This is a genomic window from Microbacterium oxydans (assembly GCF_026559675.1).
Taxonomy (GTDB): Bacteria; Actinomycetota; Actinomycetes; order Actinomycetales; family Microbacteriaceae; genus Microbacterium; species Microbacterium oxydans_D.
Genome location: NZ_CP092891.1, coordinates 1,990,537 through 2,010,087 on the forward strand (window position 1 = coordinate 1,990,537; position 19,551 = coordinate 2,010,087).

Genomic DNA, 19,551 nt, shown 5'->3' on the forward strand with positions numbered 1-19,551 from the left:
GGCGCTCCCCGCCCTGCGGTGGCTCGCCGCGCTTCTCCGACGGGATCAGAATCGCGCGGCGTGACGCTCTCGCGCCGACGGCAGCAGCCCTTCAAAGCGAGACACTCCGCACGCTCGCGGTCGAGTGATCGCGATGCAGGCTATCGGGCGCCGACTCCCGCGAACGCACGTGCCTTCTCGAGGAAGCGCTCGTGGAAGCGTGTCTCCCCGTCGACCTCGGGATGGAAGCTCGTGCCGAGGAGACTCCCCTGCTCGACGGCGACGATCGTGCCGTCCGCGAGCGAGGCCAGCACGTCCACGTGCGACCCGACGCGTTCGACGATCGGCGCGCGGATGAACGTCGCCCGCACGGCCCGCTCCCCCAGCACCGGGACGTCGAGTTCCGTCTCGAACGACTCGGTCTGCCGTCCGAAGGCGTTGCGGCGCACCTCGACGTCCATCCCGCCGAAGGACTCCTGCCCGTCGATCCCGTCGAGCACGGTGTCGGCGAGGAGGATGAGCCCCGCGCACGTCCCGTAGACCGGAAGTCCCGCCGCGATGCGCTCGCGGATCGGACCCTGTATGCCGAAGATGCGGGACAGCTTGTCGATCACGCTGGACTCGCCGCCGGGGAGCACGAGCCCGTCGACCGAGGCCAGCTCCTCGCGGCGACGCACGAGCACGACGTCGGCACCGAGGCCCGCGAGCAGGGCGGCGTGCTCGCGCACGTCGCCCTGCAGCGCGAGCACTCCGACGCGGGTGTTACCAGCCACGCTCGGCGAGCCGGTGGGGTGCGGGAAGGTCGCTGACGTTGATGCCGACCATCGCCTCTCCGAGACCGCGCGAGACCTCGGCGATGACCTTGGCGTCGTCGTAGAACGTCGTCGCCTTGACGATCGCCTTGGCGCGCTCGACCGGGTTGCCGGACTTGAAGATGCCCGATCCGACGAAGACGCCGTCGGCGCCGAGCTGCATCATCATCGCGGCATCCGCCGGGGTCGCGACCCCTCCGGCCACGAAGAGCACGACGGGGAGCTTGCCGGTCTCGGCGATCTCGGCCACGAGCTCATAGGGCGCCTGCAGCTCCTTGGCCGCGACGAACAGCTCGTCCTTCGGCAGGGCCGTGAGGGCGGCGATCTCGCCGCGGATCTTGCGGATGTGCTTCATCGCCTCGGAGACGTCGCCGGTGCCGGCCTCGCCCTTGGAGCGGATCATCGCGGCGCCCTCGTTGATGCGGCGCAGCGCCTCGCCCAGGTTGGTGGCACCGCACACGAACGGCACCGTGAAGCCGTACTTGTCGATGTGGTTGACGTAGTCCGCGGGCGAGAGCACCTCGGACTCGTCGATGTAGTCGACGCCGAGCTCCTGCAGGACCTGTGCCTCGACGAAGTGTCCGATACGGGCCTTCGCCATCACCGGGATGGAGACCGCGTCGATGATGCTGTCGATCATGTCGGGGTCGCTCATGCGCGAGACGCCGCCCTGAGCGCGGATGTCGGCGGGCACGCGCTCGAGCGCCATGACGGCGACGGCTCCGGCGTCTTCGGCGATCTTCGCCTGCTCGGCCGTGACGACGTCCATGATGACGCCGCCCTTGAGCATCTCGGCGAGGCCGCGCTTGACGCGCGGGGATCCGGTGGTGGTCTGCTCGGTCATGGGGGAACTCCTGTCGGATGCACCGAATTCGGGTTTGATCTATGTCAAACATAGCACTGTCCGATTCGACCTAGAATCGCAGAGGAGGACCATGAGCGACCAGATCACAGGCACCACCGCGTCGGAGATCGCCGACAGCGTGCGGGCGTTGCGCGACCGCGGAATCCTCCAGCCCGGCAGCCTGCTGCCGCCGGTGCGGGAGCTGGCGGCCACGCTCGGCGTCAACCGCAACACCGCCGTCGCCGCGTACCGGCAGCTCGCACAGGCCGGCCTGGTGATCTCGCGCGGCCGCGCCGGCACGGTCGTGGCCGGACTCGAGACGGTGGCGCAGGAGGGCTACGCCCCCGACACCGTTCTGCGCGACATCGGCACGGGCAACCCCGACCCGCGCCTCATCCCCGACCCGGCACCGGCCCTGATGACCATCGCCTCGCGCCCCGTGCTGTACGGAGAGCCTGTGATCGATCGCGGACTCGACGAGTGGGCGCGGCGGTGGATCGCGACCGACCTGGACGACGTCGACTTCCGCATCACCATCACCAGCGGAGCCGTCGACGCGGTCGAGCGGCTGCTCGCACAGGCCCTGATGCGCGACGACGCGGTGGCCCTCGAGGACCCCTGCTTCCTGGCGAGCATCCACACCGTGCGACTGGGCGGCTACCGCGCGGTCCCGGTGCCCGTCGACTCCGAGGGCATGACCGTGGACGGGCTGCGCGCGGCGCTGGACGCGGGTGTCCGCGCCGTCATCTGCACCCCGCGGGCGCAGAACCCGACCGGAGCGAGCCTCACCGCGACGCGGGCGGCGGAGCTGCGCGCTGTGCTCGCCGACCACCCGTACGTGCTGATCATCGAGGACGACCACTTCTCGATGCTGTCCCAGCGGCCCTACGAGTCGCTCATCGGGCCCGACCACCGCCGGTTCGCGCTCGTCCGATCGGTGTCGAAGTTCCTCGGCCCCGACATGTGCCTCGCGATCGCCGCGACCGATGCCGAGACGGCCGAGCGCCTCGCGATGCGGCTGAGCCCCGGCACCACCTGGGTCAGCCACCTGCTCCAGCGCCTCGCGCTGACGCAGCTGACCGACGAGTCCGTGATGGCCGAGGTCGCCGGCGCGGCCGCGCACTACGCGGAGCGGAACACCGCCTTCGCGGATCGACTGCGCGCCGGAGGCATCGACGCGACGGCATCCGACGGGCTGAGCCTGTGGGTCGAGCTCGGGCAGCCCGCCCGGACCGTCGCCGACCGTCTGATGCGGCGCGGGTGGCTCGCGCGCACCGGCGACGACTTCGCCCTCGACGACCGCGCCGACCCGTCGCACCATCTGCGCCTGACCGTGCACGACCTGTCCGACGACGATGCCGAGGCACTCGTCGCCGACCTCGTCGCCGCCGGGCGATGACCATCCCGTGCGGGCACCGGCCCGCCCAGTACGAAAGGACCGGAGAATGAAGATCCTCTCCATCCAGTCGGCCGTGGCCTACGGTCACGTCGGCAACTCCGCCGCCGTCTTCCCGCTGCAGCGCATCGGCGTCGAGGTGCTCCCGGTCTACACCGTGAACTTCTCCAACCACACCGGATACGGCGCGTGGCGCGGACCCCTGATCGCCCCGGACGACGTGCGCGAGGTGATCACCGGCATCGAGGAGCGTGGTGTCTTCGGCGGCATCGATGCCATCCTCAGCGGCTACCAGGGCGGCGAGGGCATCGGCGACGTGATCATCGACGCGGTCGCCCGCGTGAAGGCCGCCAACCCGAATGCCCTGTACGCGTGCGACCCGGTGATGGGCAACGCGAAGTCCGGGTGCTTCGTCGCCCCGGCCATCCCGGTGCTCCTGCGCGAACGCGTGGTGCCGGTCGCCGACATCATCACGCCGAACCAGTTCGAGCTCGGCTTCCTCACCGACACCGAGCCGGACACGCTGGAGTCGACGCTCGCCTCGGTCGACCTCGCGCACGCGATGGGTCCGCGCACGGTGCTCGTGACGAGCGTGGAGCGCCCGGATCGCGAAGAGGGCACGATCGAGATGCTCGCCGCCGATGAGCATGGTGCCTGGATCGTGCAGACCCCGCACCTGCCGATGAAGGCGAACGGCTCGGGCGATGTCACGGCGGCACTGTTCACCGCGCACTACGTCGAGACCGGGAGCGCCAAGACCGCGCTCGAGCGCACCGCGTCCAGCGTCTACGACCTGCTCAAGGCCACGCTGGAGTCCGGTGAGCGCGAGCTGCAGCTCGTCGAGGCGCAGGAGTTCTACGCCAACCCGCAGATGCAGTTCACCGCGCGTCAGGTGCGCTGACCCGGGGACGTTTCGTCTCGTCGCTGCGCTCCTCGCTCAACGACCGTCCCTTCGCGCGGGAGGCCTTCGCCCACCACCCGGTCGTTGAGCGGGCGCAGCGAGACGAAACGCCCACACCACCCGGTCGTTGAGCGAGCGCAGCGAGACGAAACGCGCTCCACCCGGTCACCCGGTGGGGATCGGAAGCTCTCGATACGCCGCGATCCAGTCGGGGTAGTCGGCGGGGCACAGGTACTGCATACCCGAGATCGCGAGGCCACCGAGCATGAACGGCAGGCCGGGGTCGCTCTCCTCGAACGCATCCGACCAGGTGCGAAGGATGTCTGAGGAGTCGATGTGCGCACTGACCTGTGCGGCATCGACACGGTGCTCGTCCTCGATCGCCACCAGGCAGACGTCGATCGTGAGTTCGAGGCTCATCCATGCGACATCCTCGTCGGGGATGCCGGCCCAGACACCGCTCTCGATCACGTCGTCGACCAGTCGCTGCTGCTCGGGGGTCTTGGGGGTGAGCCGTCCTTCGTTCTCCCCGTAGCCCTGTGCGAGATAGAACGCGCGCCCCTCGTCCTCGACGCTCGTCGGCGTGGGCTCAGGGCTCGACGGCGGCGTGCAGGCGACGAGGAGGGTGGCGAGCGAAGCCGTGAGGCCGAGGAGCACCACGGATGCGATGCGTCGCGAGGGCAGAGTCATCGATCGGGCCGTACGGGTCAGGCTTCCGGCTGCGGCCAGGCTGCCGCCACGGCCTCCCGCACTTCGCCGAGGAGCTGCGGCAGCGCCTTGGTCTTCGCGATGATCGGGAAGAAGTTGGCGTCCGAGGTCCACCGCGGCACCACGTGCTGGTGCAGGTGGGCGTCGACACCGGCCCCGGCCACCGCGCCCTGGTTCATCCCGAGGTTGAAGCCGTCGCACCGTGCCACCCCGCGCAGCACCCGCATCGCGGTCTGCGTGAGCGCGCCGATCTCGGCGACCTCCTCGGGGGTCGCCTGATCGTACGTCGCGATGTGGCGGTACGGGCAGACGAGCAGGTGCCCGGAGTTGTACGGGAACAGGTTCAGCAGCACGTAGGCCGTCCGGCCCCGCGCCACGACCAGGCGCTCGGCATCGGGGAACTTCGGCGCCTCGCAGAACGGGCACTCCTCACGGAGCGGCTCCGGTCCCGCCTGGATGTACGCCATCCGGTGCGGGGTCCACAGCCGCTGGAACTCGTCCGGCACTCCGGCGAGGAGTCCGGCGTCCTCCAGCGGCTGCTCCCCCTCGGTCACGCCAAGTCCCCTGCCGTCTGCACGAGGGCGTGGGAGTCGATGGCGGCGCGGATGCGGGCCACGGCGTCCGCGATCGGCACACCGTTCTCCTGCGAGCCGTCGCGGTAACGGAAGGACACGGTGCCGGCGGCACGGTCCTGCTCCCCCGCGATCAGCAGCAGCGGCACCTTGCCGGTCGTGTGGGTGCGGATCTTCTTCTGCATCCGGTCGTCCGACGTGTCCAGCTCGGCGCGGACGCCCTGCGAGCGGAGCGTGTCGACGACCTCGCCGAGGTAGTCGGCGAAGTCGTCCGCGACGGGGATGCCCACGACCTGCAGCGGCGACAGCCAGACCGGGAAGTCACCGGCGTAGTGCTCGAGCAGGATCGCGAAGAACCGCTCGATCGAGCCGAAGAGCGCACGGTGGATCATGATCGGGCGCTTCTTCTGCCCGTCCTTGTCCATGAACTCCAGGTCGAAGCGCTCGGGCAGGTTCGGGTCGACCTGGACGGTCGAGAGCTGCCAGGTGCGACCGATCGCGTCACGCGTCTTGAGGTCGATCTTCGGACCGTAGAACGCGGCCTCTCCGGGGACCTCGGTCAGCTTGAGGCCGGAGGCGACGGCGACGCGACGCAGGGCGTCGGTCGACGACTCCCAGAACTCGTCGGAGCCGATCCACTTCGACTTCTCGTCATCCTTCATCGACAGCTCGAGCTCGAAGTCGGTCAGACCGAAGTCGCGCAGCATCGAGAGGATGAACTCGAGGACCTTGGCGACCTCGGCCTCGAGCTGGTCGGGCGTGACGAACAGGTGCGAGTCGTCCTGGGTGAAACCACGCACACGCGTGAGGCCGTGGAGGGCGCCGGAGAGCTCGTTGCGGTACACGGTGCCGTTCTCGGCGAGCCGCAGCGGCAGGTCGCGGTAGCTGCGCGCACGCTCCTTGTAGATGAGGATGTGCATCGGGCAGTTCATGGGCTTCAGGTAGTAGTCCTGGCCCTGCTTGGTGATGTTGCCCTCGTCGTCGCGCTCCTCGTCCATCACGATCGGCGGGAACATGCCCTCCTTGTACGTGACGAGGTGGTTCGAGGTGAGGAAGAGGTCTTCCTTCGAGATGTGCGGCGTGTACACGTAGGTGTAGCCGCCCTCGATGTGGCGCTTGCGCGCGTGCTGCTCCATCTCGCCGCGGATGACACCGCCGCGAGGGTGCCAGACCGAGAGACCGGAGCCGATCTCCTCGGGGAACGAGAACAGGTCGAGCTCCTTGCCGAGGCGACGGTGGTCGCGCTTCGCGGCCTCCTCCAGACGGTGCTGGTAGGCGCGCAGCTCGTCCTTGGTGGGCCACGCGGTGCCGTAGATGCGCTGCAGCTGCGGGTTCTTCTCACTGCCGCGCCAGTAGGCGGCCGCGATGCGGGTGAGGTCCCAGCCGTTGCCGATCATGCGGGTGTTCGGCAGGTGCGGACCGCGGCAGAGGTCCTTCCAGACGACCTCGCCGTCACGGGTGGTGTTGTCGTAGATCGTGAGCTCGCCCTCGCCGACCTCGACGGAGGCGCCTTCCGCGGCTTCCTTTCCGCCCTTGAGGCCGATGAGCTCGAGCTTGAACGGCTCGTCCGCGAGCTCGGCGCGCGCCTCGTCATCGGTCACGACACGGCGCACGAAGCGCTGGCCTTCACGGACGATGCGCTGCATCTCCTTCGTGATGGCCTTGATGTCCTCCGGCGTGAACGGGGTCTCGACGCCGAAGTCGTAGTAGAAGCCGTCCGTGATGGGCGGGCCGATGCCGAGGTTCGCCTGCGGGTTGATCCGCTGCACCGCCTGCGCGAGCACGTGTGCCGCGGAGTGGCGGAGGATGTTCAACCCGTCCGGGCTGTCGATCGTGACCGGCTCGACCTCGTCGGTGTCGGTCACGGTCGTGGCGAGATCCTTGAGATCGCCGTTGACGCGCATCGCGACGACGTTTCGGTCAGTGAACAGGGCGAAGCCGTCATTCGGCCGGGCGTTTTCAGGCACAGAAACTCTCCATCTGGGTCGGTACCCAGGTTACTCGCATGATCACGCGGTCCTGACCGCCGCACACGCCCGATCGACGACGTGCCGCGGAAGGCGCTCAGCCTCCGGCGACGACGATTCCGGACTCGTACGCGAGGATCACCAGCTGGGCGCGGTCGCGCGCATCCACCTTCGACATGATGCGGTTCACGTGCGTCTTCGCGGTGTGCGGCGAGATGGTGAGCGTCGACGCGATCTCCTGGTTCGTCCGGCCTCCGGCGACCAGCACCAGCACCTCCTGCTCACGGGCCGTCAACCGGGCGAGCACCTCCGCGTGGGCGCCCGGCGTCGGCGGGGTGGCTCCGCGCACCGAACGCTCGATGAGCGTGCGCGTCGCCGTGGACGACAGCAGCGACTCCCCGGCGTCGATCGTGCGCACCGCCCGGACGATGTCGTCCGGTTCCGCCCCCTTGCCGATGAAGCCGCTCGCGCCCGCGCGGAGAGCGGCGACCACGTAGTCGTCCTCCTCGAACGTCGTGAGGATCAGCACCCGGGGCTTTCCCTCCGGACGCGCGGCGCAGATCAGCGCGGTCGCGGCGATCCCGTCCAGGTCCGGCATCCGGATGTCCATCAGCACCACATCCGGGACGAGTTCGGCGGCGGACGCGACCGCTGCGCGCCCGGTGGCGGCCTCGCCGACCACGTGCAGCCCCCCGTCCGTGAGGATGTCGCGCACCGCCTGGCGGACCAGTGGCTGGTCGTCGACCACGAGAACCGAGATCATGCGCGGATACTCCGTCCGTTCGTGGGGAGGTGCACGGAGAGGACGAAATCCTCGCCCGTGCTCTCCACGGCCACCTCGCCCCGGACGGCGGAGACCCGTTCACGGAGCCCACGGAGCCCGTGCCCGCTCGGCGAGGAGCGGACGACACTCGGGTCCACCGGATTCGCGACCGTCAGAGCGAGCGCCTCGTCGACGGCGCGCACCGTCACCGCGACTCTCCCTTGTGCGCCGTGCTTGTGCGCATTCGTCAGCCCTTCCTGCACGACCAGATACGCGACATGGTCGCTCGCCGGGGACATCGCCACGGTGTCATCCTCGCGCCGCAGGTCGACGCGGAGACCGACCTCCTCGAACCGCTCGATCAGGGCATCGAGGTCGGCGAGCCCATGCTGCGGACGGAGATCGGAGGGGTCGTCGCCGTCGTCCGCGCGAAGCAGCGACATGAGGCCGCCGATGTCGGTGAGCACCGTGCGCGATGCGCTGCGGATCGTCGTGAGAGCCTCCCGGGCACGTTCGGGCCTGCTCTCCACGGCGGATGACGCCACCCCGGCGTTGAGGCTGATCACCGAGATCTGGTGCGCGACGACGTCGTGCAGATCCCGGGCGATCCGCACCCGCTCCTCCATCACCCGGCGCCGCGCCTCGTCGTCGCGGCTCTGCTCGGCACGCTCGGCCCGCTCCGTCATCACCGCGACGAACTCCCGACGCGAGCGCGCGGCATCGCCCAGCGCACCGGCGAGCAGGAGGAACAGGACGAACTGGAGCGCGGCGGAGTCGAAGAGGTCGCCGTCCATGGCGAGGCCGTTCGAGAAGAACACGACCACCGCCGCGGCGACGACTCCGGCCGCTCCCACCAGCCGTCCGCGCAGATCGACGAGCGTGTAGCAGCTGAAGGCGGCCGCCAGGAGCGCACTGGGAGAGACGACACCGGCGAACGCGAGCACGATCGCGCAGAACAGACTCGCCCCGAGAGCCACGAACGGCGCGCGACGACGGACCAGCACCGCCGCAGCAGGCAGGAGCGCGGGGACCAGCAGCCACCCGGTGGCTCGGAAGTCCTCGGCGGGGAACGGCAGGACGGCGAAGGTGACGACCACGGCGAAGACGATGACGCTCCGCAGCGCGGCCGCGATCCCCTGAGCTCCGGGCGCCGGCATCCCTCCAGTATTCCGCGGTTCTCCCGGCCGCGAGTCCCCCGTGAGGACGACATCCGCATACCGCGAACGCGGTACGCGGGTGTCTGCACCGGGGGGACGCGCCGACGGACGCGACGAGGAACGCTGGAACAGGGTCGCACCGCGCGACCGGGAGAGGTGTCCATGAAGAAGTTCGCGAAGAGAGCGCTCATCACCGTGACGGCGATCGGTGCCGTGATCGCGGTGGGATTGGCCACCACGACGACCGTCAACGCCGTGGCGACGGGTGTCGAAGCCGATCGCATCGAGCCGTACGGCGAGACCGTGAGCGTCGACGGGCGCGACGTGAACGTCCTGATCACGGGCGACGGGCCGGAGACCATCGTGATGCTGCCCGGATTCGGCACCGCCTCCCCCGTGCTCGACTTCGAGCCTCTGGTGGACGATCTCGCAGCGGACCATCGCGTGGTCGTGGTGGAGCCCTTCGGGTACGGACTGAGCGACGGGACCGACCGGCCCCGCACCACCGAGAACATCGTCGCGGAGGTCCACGAGGCGCTCCAGAGCCTGGACATCGACAGCTACGTGCTCATGGGGCACTCGATCGCCGGCATCTACGGCATCGAGTTCGCGAACCGGTATCCCGACGAGGTGCGGGCGTTCGTCGGCATCGACACCAGCGTCCCGGGCCAGCCGCACATGGACACCGTGTTTCCCACCGGCCTGATGGGGGCGGCGAAGAACCTCGGCCTCGTCCGGCTGCTCACCGCGTTCGGCGGCGCCGACGACGAGGAGTCCGTCTTCTCGGCGGAGTCGCGCGAGCAGATGACGCTGCTGAGCAACCGGAACTCCCTCAGCCCGACCTACCTGGATGAGATGTCCCATATCCGGACCAACTTCGCGGATGCGATCGGCACGACGTTCCCGGAGGATCTGCCCCTCCTCCTCTTCGCGGTGGCCGAGAACGAGACCACGCCCGAATGGCTGTCCCTCCACGAGGAGCAGGCCGCGACCGTGGCGGATGGAACCGTGGTGCCTCTGGACGGCGAGCACTATCTGCACCACACGCACTCCCCCGAGATCGCCGAGGGCTTCCGGGCCTGGGAGCAGGCACGCGGTCTCTCGGCCGGCTGACCGATCCGTCGCCGGTGCGCGTCGGAGGCATGGCGCTTCCGACGCGCACCTGTAGCGTGAGCGGATGAGCAGAACAGTCGCCCGCTGGATCCTCGCCCTCGCCCTCGGCGCCATCGGCGTCACGCACTTCGTCAGCACCCGCGGGTTCCGCGTCGTGGTCCCCGACTGGGCCACCCGGATCACGCGGCTCGACAAGGATGCGATCGTGATCGCCTCGGGGGCGGCGGAGGTCGCGCTCGCCGTCGGACTCGTCGCGCTCCCTCGGGAACGGCGCAGGATCGGGTGGGCGACGGCCGCGTTCTTCGCCGCGGTGTTCCCCGGCAACGTGCACCAGTGGCGCACGCGGCGCTCGACTCCCGGACTCGACACCGACGCCCGACGGTTCGGTCGTCTCTTCCTGCAGCCGCTGCTCGTCGCGTGGGCGCTGTGGGCCACGGGCGATGAGGGCGGGCATCCCCGCCGCACGCGCCGGCGCTGATCTCAACCCGTCTGCCGAAGAAGGGGCTCCGGTCAGCGAGAATGGGGCCATGGTCTCCCCCTCGCTCGTCTGGTTCCGAGACGATCTGCGTCTGGCGGACAACCCCGCCCTGCGCGCCGCTATCGATCGCGGCGAACCGATCGTCGCGGTCTTCGTGCTCGACGAGGAGTCTCCGGGCTTCCGCCCGCTCGGTGGCGCGGCGCGATGGTGGCTGCATCATTCGCTGGAGTCCCTCGGGGGGCGACTGCGTGATCGAGGAGGTTTCCTGGTGCTGCGCCGCGGCCCCGCGGAACGCGTGGTGTCGGAGCTGGCCGACGAGATCGATGCCGGAGCCGTCTTCTGGAATCGCCGGTACGGCGGCCCCGAGCGGTCGGTGGATGCCGGCCTCAAGACCGCGCTGCGCGCCGACGGCATCGACGTCACCTCCTTCGCCGCCTCCCTGCTGCATGAGCCGTGGACCGTCACGACCGGCAGTGGCACCCACTACTCCGTGTTCACGCCGTTCTGGCGCGCCTGCGTCGCGCTTCCCGCTCCGCGGACGCCGCTCGCCGAGCCGCGCGACGTCGCCGGCGTCGACCATCCCCCCGCCTCCGATGCGCTCGACGACTGGGGCCTCCTGCCGACGTCTCCGGACTGGGCAGCAGGGCTCCGCGAGACCTGGGAGCCCGGGGAGCCCGCGGCCAGACGCCGCCTCACGGAGTTCCTCGAGAACGACCTCCCCTCCTACGATCGTGCGCGCGACGAGCCCGCTGCCGGCGCGACCTCGCTGCTCTCGCCTCGGCTGCGGTGGGGGGAGCTCAGTCCGTTCACGGTGTGGCACGAGGCGGTCGGCGTCGAGGGCGCGGGCGGTTTCCTCTCCGAACTGAGATGGCGCGAGTTCGCCTGGCACACGCTGTACCACTCGCCCGACCTGGCGACCACGAACCTGCGCCCCGAGTTCGACGCGTTCCCCTGGCCGCCCCTCGACCCCGCGCAGCTGGACGCCTGGCAGCACGGCGAGACCGGGGTGCCGCTCGTCGACGCCGGGATGCGCGAACTCTGGCACACGGGGTACATGCACAACCGCGTACGGATGGTCGTGGCCTCCTTCCTCGTGAAGAACCTGCTCATCGACTGGCGTCTCGGCGAGGAGTGGTTCTGGGACACACTCGTCGATGCCGACGAGGCGAACAACCCGTTCAACTGGCAGTGGGTGGCGGGCTCCGGTGCCGACGCCGCGCCCTACTTCCGCGTATTCAACCCCGAGCTCCAGGCGAAGAAGTTCGACCCGCAGGGGCTTTACATCTCGCAGTGGGCCTCGGATGCGCCGACCGAGCCGATCGTCGACCTCGGTGAGACCCGCAAGGCCGCGCTCGCCGCGTACGACGTGGTCAAGCGGGCCCCGCGCGGTCCTCGCGGGGGCTGAGCGCCGGCGAGGCCTCGCGCCCCGTGGAACGGGGTCGTGACGGACTCCATGCCAGACTGGTGCCGTGACCGAGTCCAGGAAGCCAGCCGTCGTCCGCGGCTTCGCCGCCTCGTCACTGGCCATCTTCGTCGCACTCGCGGGGCACGTCTCCGGCGGCGGCCAGATGCCCGGCGCCCTCGGCATCCTCGTGCCGTGGATGTTCTCGTTCATGATCTGCGTGCTGCTGGCCGGCCGCAGGCTGTCACTGATCCGGCTCGGGCTCTCCGTCGCGATCAGCCAGTTCCTGTTCCACACCCTCTTCGTCCTCGGCACCGTCACGCCCTCGGGCGTCTCCGCACCGCACGTGCACGGCGCACCGCTCGTGATCCCGGCGACGCCCGGCATCCCCGAGGCTGTCACCGCCGACGCGTCCATGTGGCTCGGGCACGGTCTCGCGGCCCTGCTGACGGTGGCGGCCCTCCATCGGGGCGAGCGCCTGATCCTGGCGGCGCGCGAGCTCGCGGTGCAACTGGTCCGTTGGGTGCGTCGCCGGGTCGATCTCGTGCTGGTGCTGCCGGTCCTCCGCGCGGTGCGCACTCCCCGCGGCCGCTTCGCGGTGTCCGCGGCCGATGACCTCCTGCTCCTCGCCACTCTTCGGGGTCGAGCCCCACCTCTCACCGCTGCGATCTGATCCGCACCCGGGGCCGATTCGCGGACCCGTGGTGCGTCCCGCCGCGCGCGTCCGCTGCGCGCGGTTCTGAAAGCACGCATGCACGTCGCACGCGCGACGTCTGATGAGAGGCCATTCCCATGTCCCCTGTCCGCAGGATCGCGGCCGGGCTGGCGCTGGCGACGGTCGCGACCTTCGCGATCGCCACGCCGGCATCCGCCCACGACCAGCTGATCTCCAGCACGCCCGCTGCCGATGAACGGCTGGCGACCCCGCCCGAGAGCATCGCGATGACGTTCTCCGGCGAACTCCTGGTCCTCGACGCGTCTCTGACCGGGGCCGTCGTCCTCGTCGTCGACGCGTCGGGCGAGGACTGGGTCGCCGGAGATGTCACGGTGGACGGGCGCACGGTCACCGCCCCGCTCGCCGCGGGGATGCCGGTCGCCGGGTACCAGGTGCGGTGGCAGGTCGTGTCGGAAGACGGCCATCCGATCGCCGGGGTCATCCCCTTCACGGTCGGCGACGCCGATCCGATGGAGGCGGCGACGACCGGTGGCGGAGTGGACGCTCCCCCGGAACCGTCAGAGCAACCGGATCAGAACGCAGGATCAAGCGGCACCGTGAGGGTGCTGCTCATCGGCGCGGGCGGAGCGGCTGTCGCCGTCCTCACGCTCGTGCTCGTTCGTTTCCTTCGCCGTCCCCGGACGGCAGCCGCACCGCCGGAGACCGGCGGTTCCGCGGCAGATGACCTGTGAAAGGCACCATTGTGAACACCACCACCAGAACCCTTCCCCGCCTCGTGGCCGTGATCGCGGTCTCCGTGCTCGCCCTGACCGGCTGCGCCCCCGAGAACGCGCCGGTCAAGACCGAGACCGTCCCGGCGGGCGAGGTCGTGACGATCGACGACGCCTGGGTGAAGTCCGCCGACGAGGGCATGTCCGCTGCTTTCGGGAAGCTCGTCAACACGGGCGAGGATGACGTGACCGTCGTCTCGGTCGCGTCGGAGGCCTCCCCCATGCTCGAACTCCACGAGACGGTCGAGAACGAAGCCGGGGAGATGGTGATGCGCGAGATCGAGGGCGGCTTCGTCATCCCCGCCGGAGGCAAGCTCGCCCTGGAGCCCGGCGCGAATCACATCATGATGATGGATCTGACCGGCCCGCTCGTCGCCGGCAGCGACGTCACCTTCACACTCACGTTCGCCGACGACTCGACGTACGAGTTCTCCGCACCCGTCAAGGACTATTCCGGGGCGAACGAGAACTACGAGGGCGGCGAAGAGCACGAGGGCATGGATCACTGATGACGGCGCCCGCTGAGGGCGCCCGTTCCCGCCGCGCCGGGTCGACCCGGCGGCAGTTCCTCCTCGGAGGAGCTGTCGCCGGTGTCGGCGCGGTCGCGGCCGTGGGAGCGGACATCGCCCTGAACCGTCCGGACACCGATACCGGTCCCGCCGTCGCGCCGATGAACGGTGATGAGACCGTGCCGTTCTTCGGCGTGCATCAGGCCGGCATCGACACGGCCGCCCAGGCGCACGGCATCTTCGTCGGCCTCGATCTTCACGATGACGTCGACCGCGAGGCGCTCACCCGCCTCCTGCGCATCCTGTCGGATGATGCCGCTCGTCTGACGCAGGGGCTTCCGGCGCTCGCCGACTCGGAACCGGAGCTCGCGCTCTCCCCCGCTCGCCTCACGGTCACCTTCGGCTTCGGTCCGGGGGTCGTGCAGCGTGCGGAGGGCGTGGCACCCCCGTGGCTCGCGCCTCTTCCCGCATTCGGGGTGGATCGGCTGCGCCCCGAGTTCTCCGACGGCGATCTCCTGCTGCAGATCGCCGGTGACGATCCGCTCACGGTCGCCCACGCGACGCGCATGCTGTTGAAGGACGCCCGCGGGTTCGCGAGCATCCGATGGACCCAGCAGGGTTTTCGGCGGGCATACGGAACCGAGCGGCCGGGGACGACGATGCGCAACCTGTTCGGGCAGGTCGACGGCACGACCAACCCGCAGCCGGGGACAGCGGACTTCGATCGGGTCGTCTGGACGGACCGGGGGTGGCTCACCGGCGGCACCGGCGCGGTGATCCGACGGATCCACATGGACCTCGACAAGTGGGATCGGCTGGACCGCAGCGGACGCGATGCCTCCGTGGGACGGACGCTGTCGAACGGCGCCCCGCTCACCGGGAGCGAGGAGTTCGACGAGCCGGACTTCGACGCCACCACGGCGATCGGCTTTCCGGTGATCCCGCCGTTCGCGCACATCCGGCGCGCTCGCGGTGAGGGGCGGGAGCGCATCTTCCGGCGCGCGTACAACTACGACGAACGTCCGGCCGGCGGCGACGTCTCGGAGTCGGGGTTGATCTTCGTCTCGTTCCAGGCCGATATCGAGCGTCAGTTCGTTCCGATGCAGCGACGGCTCGATGAGCTCGATCTGCTCAACGAGTGGACGGTGCCGATCGGCTCCGCCGTGTTCGCGATCCCGCCCGGATGCGCGGAGGGAGGCTTCGTCGGCGACACGCTGCTCACGTGACGAGGCGGTGGTCGGCCCCGCCGTGATCACTCCGTCGGGAGCGCCGGCTCCGGGAAGGGCATGACTCGACGCCGGTGCTCCAGCGGCGACCGTCCGAAGCGCCGGCGGAAGGCCCGCGTGAGTGCCGTCCTGTCGCCGTACCCGTGGTCGTGCGCGAGGGCGTCCAGCGACGGCAGGGCTGCTCGCGCGCTCAGCCGCCGGGCGACGGCGGTGAGTCGCGCGTCGCGGAGGGCGGCGATCGGGCTGGTGCCGATCGCGCGGAACTCGCGGTGCAGGGTCCGGGGGCTGGTGCCGAGTCCTGCCGCCATCGAGTCGAGATCGAGCTCCGGATCCGCGAGATGGTCTTCGAGATACAGCAGGGCCGCGGTGAGGACCGGGGATCGTGTCGCCTGCACCTGTCGTGCTTGCGTGATGTTGAGTGCAACCTGGGTGAGGAGCGCGACCACGAGGTTCTCGAGCTCCTGGTCGCGAGCGGCGTCCGGTTCCTCATCGTCCGGCGCATCGATGAGCGCGTCGATCGCGGTCCAGATCGTGGCGTTGACCAGGGAGGGCGGCGACGGGGTGTCGATCGCGGCGAGGAGGTCGGCGATCGAGGTCGGGGCGAACAGCCGGAGGGGGACGAGCACCTGCGACAACTCGCCGTCGTCGATGACGAAGTCGTACGGGCGCGTGGAGAGCATCAGGACGCATTCGCCCGCCGCCACGGTGTAAGTCTGTCCGCTGAACGCCACGTTCAGTGCGCCGCTGATCGCCCGGTAGAACGCGATCAACGGGGTGTCGGAGCGCTGAGGCGGCGTCGACCTCAACCGGATGGTCCCCATCGTGGCCCGCTCGACCACGAGCTCGCCGTAACGGCGCTTGTGCTGACGCCCCCGGAAGGCGGCGGGATCCGGGGCGGACGCCTTCGCCCTCCCGATCAGCCGGTGGACATCAGCCACGCCGACGTCGATGCTCCCCATGCCCATCCCCCTCGTAGACCGACATCTGAGAGTCAGTATGCCCGCAAGGCAGGGATCCGGAACAGATTAGAGGGCACTCGAGAAGCGGAAGGACCGCCGGGTACGCAAAAACCCCCGGGAGAACCGGGGGTTTGTCTGTGCGCGATACTGGGATCGAACCAGTGACCTCTTCCGTGTCAGGGAAGCGCGCTACCGCTGCGCCAATCGCGCCCGTTGGGGCTATTCAGTTTTCCCGTGAGGTGGCGACGGGATTCGAACCCGTGTAAACGGCTTTGCAGGCCGGTGCCTAGCCGCTCGGCCACGCCACCGTGTGGATTGACCCCACGTGCAGATGATCTTCCGAAGAAGACCTTCTCCACTCGAGCGGATGACGAGACTCGAACTCGCGACCCCAACCTTGGCAAGGTTGTGCGCTACCAACTGCGCTACATCCGCATTTTGTTCCCGGTTGTCCCGGGCACTCATGAAACATTAGCCGAAGATCTGCCCTCTGCCAAACCGGTAGCGAATCTCGCGCGTGTCTCCCCGAGTGGTCCTCACAGCCTCCGAGCGTCCGGTAGTATCGGTTGACGTACCCCACGGGTATGGGCGATTGGCGCAGTTGGTAGCGCGCTTCCTTCACACGGAAGAGGTCATCGGTTCGAGTCCGGTATCGCCCACCACAAGCCCCCGATCGTTCGGGGGTTTTCCTGTTCTCCGGGCACCCTGACCCCGCTCACGCTAACGTCGGTGGCATGACGTCGACTGTCGAGAGCACGCCCGTCGCCGCCCGGCTTCCCTTCCCTCGGGTGCTGATCATCACCGCGACGCTGCTCGCGGGCGGGACGATCGCGATGATCTGGATCGCCGCGGTCCCCTGGGGGCCGCTCGTCTGCCCCGCGGTCTACCCCTCGCCTCCGAACTGTCAGGAGTCCCAGAGAATCGGCAGCGGCCTCGTCGCTTCGGTCTGCGTGAGCATCGTGTACCTCGCGACGTTCCTCACGGCGCTCCGCCGCACACCCGCGAGCAGAGCGATGTCCGTCGTCGGCCTCATCGCGCTGGTGCTCGCTCCTGTCGTCTCCTACCTGAGCGTCGCGTGGGCGCCCGGCTTCACGGTCTGACCCCGCACGACCTCGCCCGACCGGTCACGGAGCAGCACGCCGACGGCGACCAGCACGCCCGCCACCACGAACGCGGTCGCCTGCGTGTATCCGGTCCCCGGCGGCACATCCCAGTGCCCACCGGCGAATTCGAGCCACAGCAGGTACTCGGTCAGCGCGTTCATGACGAGCACGACCACGAGAGCCGACACCGCGAGCGTCCGCTGTCGGCCGCGTACCGACGCCAGGAGCGCCCCGACGCAGAGCGCCAGGCAGAGCAGCCAGAGCATCTGGAGCGTGGCGAGATGTCCGGGCTGATCCATCGCCCGAAGACAGGGTTCGAGGGTCTGATCCGCCGCGCACGGTGACCACGCCGCACGGGTCGCGGTGATGCCCAGCGCTCCCGCCGTGAGCAGACCGACGGCGCACACCGCGGAGATGAACGTGCGAAAACCGGTCATCATCGTCCCCATCCCCCGCTGCCCCACAGCATGCCCTCACGGTACGCGAGCGGATCGCATCCCGCCATCCCTGAGTTCGGCGCGCGTCATCCCCGGGGCACGTGCACCACGCGATCGTCGCCCGCCCTCGGGCTGCCCCGCCCATCGGTGTTGTTCGTCAGCACCCACAGCTCGCCGTCCGGGGCGACGACGACGTCACGGAGCCTCCCGAGTTCCCCGACGAAGTGCTCCACCGAGGCGCCGAGATCGTCCAGGGGAACCTCGCGCAGCCGCTCCCCCCGCAGGTTCGCGATGAAGATCGCCCCCGCGGTGATGGCGATGCCGCTCGGACTCGCCGCTTCGGGCGCCCACTGCTGCACGGGATCGATGAAGCCGTCGCGATCCGCGATGCCCTCCACGTCCGGCCACCCGTAGTTCCCACCGGCTTCGATCACGTTCAGCTCGTCCCAGGTGTCCTGTCCGAACTCGCTCGCATACATCGTGCCGTCGTCCGCCCACGCCAGGCCCTGCGGGTTCCGGTGACCGAGGCTGTAGACGGGCGAGCCCGCGAAGGGATTGTCATCCGGCACCGTCCCGTCCGGTGTGACACGGAGGATCTTGCCCGACAACGCGCGCGGGTCCTGAGCGCTCTCCCGATCCCCCGCATCGCCGACCGTCACGTACAGCATCCCGTCGGGACCGAAGGCGATCCGCCCGCCGTTGTGGTTGGTCGCGGACGCGAGGCCGGACAGGATCGTCTCCGGCTCACCGAGCTCCAGCGAGCCGGGCTTCCCGGACAGGGCGAATCGCTGCACGCGGTTCTCGTCCGCCGCCGTGGAGTATGCGTACAGCCAGTCGCCGAAGACCGCGATGCCCAGCAGACCGCCCTCTCCCCGCGCCTCGACGCCGTCGATCACTCCGACCTCGTGCAGGTCGCCCGTGTCGGAGATCTCGACGATGCGCGCGCTGTCGCGCTCGCTGAGCACGGCCGTCCCGTCATGGAAAGCGATCGACCACGGCGCGGCGAGATCCTCGACGACGACGGTCTCCTGCCCCGACGCGATCGCTCCGGAGTCCGCCGGAAGCGTGGATGCGGACGGCACCGGTGAGGCCGGAGCGCAGGCCACCAACAGGGCGGTCGCCGCGCAGGCCGCGAGCCGGGCACCGACACGGAACCGCTCCGTCCTGGCCATCCCCGCTCCCTTCGACCCGCTCACTCCGACACTAGGCGCGCCGTCACCCGCACAGAAGGGCTCCGCACCGATTCCCCGCCGAGCCGTGTCCGAAGGGGCGCGTAGTCTGCCGCGGTGCCGACCATCGACTCGCTCCCCGGTCCCTGCGCGCTCTGCGGTGGAGCGCGGGGCGCCCGCAGCGACGGAGCCTGGTTCTGCGAGGACTGCGGCTGGCGATACGGCGACACCCCCGATCCGGATCTGCCGCTCCCCCGCGTCGACGTCGTCTACTACCTCCGCTACGACCGCCGGGTGAAGATCGGCACGTCCAGACGGCCTCGTCAACGGCTCGCGAGCATCATGCACGACGAGCTGCTCGCGTTCGAGCGGGGAGGACGGGCGGTCGAACAGCAGCGACATCGGGAGTTCGCGGCCATCCGTGAAGGCGGCGAGTGGTTCACCCTCACCGACGAGCTCCGCACCCACATCGCCGACCTCCGACGCGTCGGCGATCCCTGGCAGCTCTACGCCCGCTGGCTGAGCCGGGCGCTCCGGGGCGACGACGAGCCTCCGGCGGACGCCCCGGAGGCATGACGACGCCGGACGACCGCTTCGGGAAGCGCAGTCG

21 protein-coding genes and 4 tRNA genes are annotated in these 19,551 nt (G+C 69.8%); 12 read left to right on the plus strand and 13 right to left on the minus strand.

What is annotated here, in order from left to right; genetic code table 11:
- Window positions 1-140: 140 nt before the first annotated feature.
- Both pdxT and pdxS read right to left on the minus strand, forming a co-directional pair.
- On the minus strand, window positions 141-752 hold the full coding sequence (gene pdxT, locus MME74_RS09495; RefSeq protein WP_267414614.1) for a pyridoxal 5'-phosphate synthase glutaminase subunit PdxT: 612 nt from the start codon (window positions 750-752) through the stop codon (window positions 141-143).
- On the minus strand, window positions 742-1,635 hold the full coding sequence (gene pdxS / locus MME74_RS09500) for a pyridoxal 5'-phosphate synthase lyase subunit PdxS (RefSeq protein ID WP_267414616.1): 894 nt from the start codon (window positions 1,633-1,635) through the stop codon (window positions 742-744). The genes pdxT and pdxS overlap by 11 nt, the downstream gene beginning before the upstream one ends.
- A gap of 91 nt (window positions 1,636-1,726) precedes the next feature.
- Here pdxS and MME74_RS09505 point away from each other — a divergent pair, with 91 nt between their 5' ends.
- Window positions 1,727-3,034, plus strand: a complete 1,308-nt coding sequence (locus MME74_RS09505) for an aminotransferase class I/II-fold pyridoxal phosphate-dependent enzyme (RefSeq protein ID WP_267414618.1) — start codon at window positions 1,727-1,729, stop codon at window positions 3,032-3,034.
- 46 nt (window positions 3,035-3,080) lie between these two features.
- Window positions 3,081-3,932 (plus strand): pyridoxal kinase PdxY, encoded by an 852-nt coding sequence (gene pdxY, locus MME74_RS09510; RefSeq protein ID WP_267414620.1) that lies wholly within the window; start codon window positions 3,081-3,083, stop codon window positions 3,930-3,932.
- Between the two features lie 165 nt (window positions 3,933-4,097).
- Here pdxY and MME74_RS09515 read toward each other — a convergent pair whose 3' ends face one another.
- The 5 genes from MME74_RS09515 to MME74_RS09535 form a co-directional block, all read right to left on the minus strand.
- Window positions 4,098-4,622 (minus strand): hypothetical protein, encoded by a 525-nt coding sequence (locus tag MME74_RS09515; protein ID WP_267414622.1) that lies wholly within the window; start codon window positions 4,620-4,622, stop codon window positions 4,098-4,100.
- 17 nt (window positions 4,623-4,639) lie between these two features.
- The gene (locus MME74_RS09520; protein WP_267414624.1) at window positions 4,640-5,194 is read right to left on the minus strand and encodes an HIT family protein; all 555 of its coding nucleotides are present in this window, start codon (window positions 5,192-5,194) and stop codon (window positions 4,640-4,642) included.
- On the minus strand, window positions 5,191-7,116 hold the full coding sequence (gene thrS / locus MME74_RS09525) for a threonine--tRNA ligase (protein ID WP_267414625.1): 1,926 nt from the start codon (window positions 7,114-7,116) through the stop codon (window positions 5,191-5,193). Before thrS ends, MME74_RS09520 begins: the two co-directional genes overlap by 4 nt.
- Before the next feature lie 160 nt (window positions 7,117-7,276).
- The gene (locus MME74_RS09530; RefSeq protein WP_267414627.1) at window positions 7,277-7,942 is read right to left on the minus strand and encodes a response regulator transcription factor; all 666 of its coding nucleotides are present in this window, start codon (window positions 7,940-7,942) and stop codon (window positions 7,277-7,279) included.
- Window positions 7,939-9,099, minus strand: a complete 1,161-nt coding sequence (locus tag MME74_RS09535; RefSeq protein ID WP_267414628.1) for a sensor histidine kinase — start codon at window positions 9,097-9,099, stop codon at window positions 7,939-7,941. Before MME74_RS09535 ends, MME74_RS09530 begins: the two co-directional genes overlap by 4 nt.
- Before the next feature lie 162 nt (window positions 9,100-9,261).
- Between MME74_RS09535 and MME74_RS09540 the strand changes: the two genes are divergently transcribed.
- The 7 genes from MME74_RS09540 (at window position 9,262) to MME74_RS09570 (ending at window position 15,273) form a co-directional block, all read left to right on the plus strand.
- Window positions 9,262-10,212, plus strand: a complete 951-nt coding sequence (locus tag MME74_RS09540; RefSeq protein ID WP_267414630.1) for an alpha/beta hydrolase — start codon at window positions 9,262-9,264, stop codon at window positions 10,210-10,212.
- 64 nt (window positions 10,213-10,276) lie between these two features.
- On the plus strand, window positions 10,277-10,690 hold the full coding sequence (locus MME74_RS09545; protein ID WP_267414632.1) for a hypothetical protein: 414 nt from the start codon (window positions 10,277-10,279) through the stop codon (window positions 10,688-10,690).
- Window positions 10,691-10,739: 49 nt separating this feature from the next.
- Window positions 10,740-12,095, plus strand: a complete 1,356-nt coding sequence (locus MME74_RS09550; RefSeq protein WP_267414634.1) for a cryptochrome/photolyase family protein — start codon at window positions 10,740-10,742, stop codon at window positions 12,093-12,095.
- Between the two features lie 64 nt (window positions 12,096-12,159).
- Window positions 12,160-12,765, plus strand: coding sequence for a hypothetical protein (locus tag MME74_RS09555; protein ID WP_267414636.1), 606 nt, complete (start codon window positions 12,160-12,162; stop codon window positions 12,763-12,765).
- Between the two features lie 119 nt (window positions 12,766-12,884).
- On the plus strand, window positions 12,885-13,499 hold the full coding sequence (locus tag MME74_RS09560) for a copper resistance CopC family protein (RefSeq protein WP_267414637.1): 615 nt from the start codon (window positions 12,885-12,887) through the stop codon (window positions 13,497-13,499).
- Window positions 13,500-13,510: 11 nt separating this feature from the next.
- On the plus strand, window positions 13,511-14,047 hold the full coding sequence (locus MME74_RS09565) for a copper chaperone PCu(A)C (protein WP_267414639.1): 537 nt from the start codon (window positions 13,511-13,513) through the stop codon (window positions 14,045-14,047).
- The gene (locus tag MME74_RS09570; RefSeq protein ID WP_267414640.1) at window positions 14,047-15,273 is read left to right on the plus strand and encodes a Dyp-type peroxidase; all 1,227 of its coding nucleotides are present in this window, start codon (window positions 14,047-14,049) and stop codon (window positions 15,271-15,273) included. The genes MME74_RS09565 and MME74_RS09570 overlap by 1 nt, the downstream gene beginning before the upstream one ends.
- A 26-nt stretch (window positions 15,274-15,299) precedes the next feature.
- Here MME74_RS09570 and MME74_RS09575 read toward each other — a convergent pair whose 3' ends face one another.
- The 4 genes from MME74_RS09575 to MME74_RS09590 form a co-directional block, all read right to left on the minus strand.
- Window positions 15,300-16,232, minus strand: a complete 933-nt coding sequence (locus MME74_RS09575) for an AraC family transcriptional regulator (RefSeq protein ID WP_267414642.1) — start codon at window positions 16,230-16,232, stop codon at window positions 15,300-15,302.
- Window positions 16,233-16,370: 138 nt separating this feature from the next.
- A tRNA-Val gene (locus tag MME74_RS09580) sits at window positions 16,371-16,442 on the minus strand.
- Window positions 16,443-16,469: 27 nt separating this feature from the next.
- Window positions 16,470-16,540, minus strand: a tRNA-Cys gene (locus tag MME74_RS09585).
- 54 nt (window positions 16,541-16,594) lie between these two features.
- A tRNA-Gly gene (locus MME74_RS09590) sits at window positions 16,595-16,667 on the minus strand.
- A 151-nt stretch (window positions 16,668-16,818) separates the two neighbouring features.
- Between MME74_RS09590 and MME74_RS09595 the strand changes: the two genes are divergently transcribed.
- Together MME74_RS09595 and MME74_RS09600 are read left to right on the plus strand one after the other, a co-directional pair.
- A tRNA-Val gene (locus tag MME74_RS09595) sits at window positions 16,819-16,894 on the plus strand.
- A 72-nt stretch (window positions 16,895-16,966) separates the two neighbouring features.
- Complete coding sequence (locus tag MME74_RS09600; RefSeq protein WP_267414644.1) at window positions 16,967-17,332, plus strand: hypothetical protein; 366 nt, start codon at window positions 16,967-16,969, stop codon at window positions 17,330-17,332.
- On the opposite strand, the gene MME74_RS09605 is transcribed toward MME74_RS09600, so the two are convergent.
- Both MME74_RS09605 and MME74_RS09610 read right to left on the minus strand, forming a co-directional pair.
- Window positions 17,293-17,772, minus strand: a complete 480-nt coding sequence (locus MME74_RS09605) for a hypothetical protein (RefSeq protein ID WP_267414645.1) — start codon at window positions 17,770-17,772, stop codon at window positions 17,293-17,295. The two genes, MME74_RS09600 and MME74_RS09605, sit on opposite strands and share 40 nt — an antisense overlap.
- An 86-nt stretch (window positions 17,773-17,858) precedes the next feature.
- Window positions 17,859-18,944 (minus strand): PQQ-dependent sugar dehydrogenase, encoded by a 1,086-nt coding sequence (locus MME74_RS09610; RefSeq protein ID WP_267414647.1) that lies wholly within the window; start codon window positions 18,942-18,944, stop codon window positions 17,859-17,861.
- A gap of 114 nt (window positions 18,945-19,058) precedes the next feature.
- Between MME74_RS09610 and MME74_RS09615 the strand changes: the two genes are divergently transcribed.
- Entirely contained in the window at window positions 19,059-19,517 is a 459-nt protein-coding gene (locus tag MME74_RS09615) for a GIY-YIG nuclease family protein (protein ID WP_267414648.1), read from the plus strand.
- The last annotated feature ends 34 nt before the right edge of the window (window positions 19,518-19,551 follow it).

Coding starts and splice junctions, on each gene's coding strand:
- MME74_RS09605 (WP_267414645.1), bottom strand. CDS start 17,772: ATGACCGGTTTTCGCACGTTCATCTCCGCGGTGTGCGCCGTCGGTCTG.
- MME74_RS09550 (WP_267414634.1), top strand. CDS start 10,740: ATGGTCTCCCCCTCGCTCGTCTGGTTCCGAGACGATCTGCGTCTGGCG.
- pdxS (WP_267414616.1), bottom strand. CDS start 1,635: ATGACCGAGCAGACCACCACCGGATCCCCGCGCGTCAAGCGCGGCCTC.
- MME74_RS09540 (WP_267414630.1), top strand. CDS start 9,262: ATGAAGAAGTTCGCGAAGAGAGCGCTCATCACCGTGACGGCGATCGGT.
- MME74_RS09505 (WP_267414618.1), top strand. CDS start 1,727: ATGAGCGACCAGATCACAGGCACCACCGCGTCGGAGATCGCCGACAGC.
- pdxY (WP_267414620.1), top strand. CDS start 3,081: ATGAAGATCCTCTCCATCCAGTCGGCCGTGGCCTACGGTCACGTCGGC.
- MME74_RS09535 (WP_267414628.1), bottom strand. CDS start 9,099: ATGCCGGCGCCCGGAGCTCAGGGGATCGCGGCCGCGCTGCGGAGCGTC.
- MME74_RS09530 (WP_267414627.1), bottom strand. CDS start 7,942: ATGATCTCGGTTCTCGTGGTCGACGACCAGCCACTGGTCCGCCAGGCG.
- MME74_RS09570 (WP_267414640.1), top strand. CDS start 14,047: ATGACGGCGCCCGCTGAGGGCGCCCGTTCCCGCCGCGCCGGGTCGACC.
- MME74_RS09545 (WP_267414632.1), top strand. CDS start 10,277: ATGAGCAGAACAGTCGCCCGCTGGATCCTCGCCCTCGCCCTCGGCGCC.
- MME74_RS09515 (WP_267414622.1), bottom strand. CDS start 4,622: ATGACTCTGCCCTCGCGACGCATCGCATCCGTGGTGCTCCTCGGCCTC.
- MME74_RS09575 (WP_267414642.1), bottom strand. CDS start 16,232: ATGGGGAGCATCGACGTCGGCGTGGCTGATGTCCACCGGCTGATCGGG.
- MME74_RS09600 (WP_267414644.1), top strand. CDS start 16,967: ATGACGTCGACTGTCGAGAGCACGCCCGTCGCCGCCCGGCTTCCCTTC.
- thrS (WP_267414625.1), bottom strand. CDS start 7,116: ATGCGCGTCAACGGCGATCTCAAGGATCTCGCCACGACCGTGACCGAC.
- MME74_RS09560 (WP_267414637.1), top strand. CDS start 12,885: ATGTCCCCTGTCCGCAGGATCGCGGCCGGGCTGGCGCTGGCGACGGTC.
- MME74_RS09610 (WP_267414647.1), bottom strand. CDS start 18,944: ATGGCCAGGACGGAGCGGTTCCGTGTCGGTGCCCGGCTCGCGGCCTGC.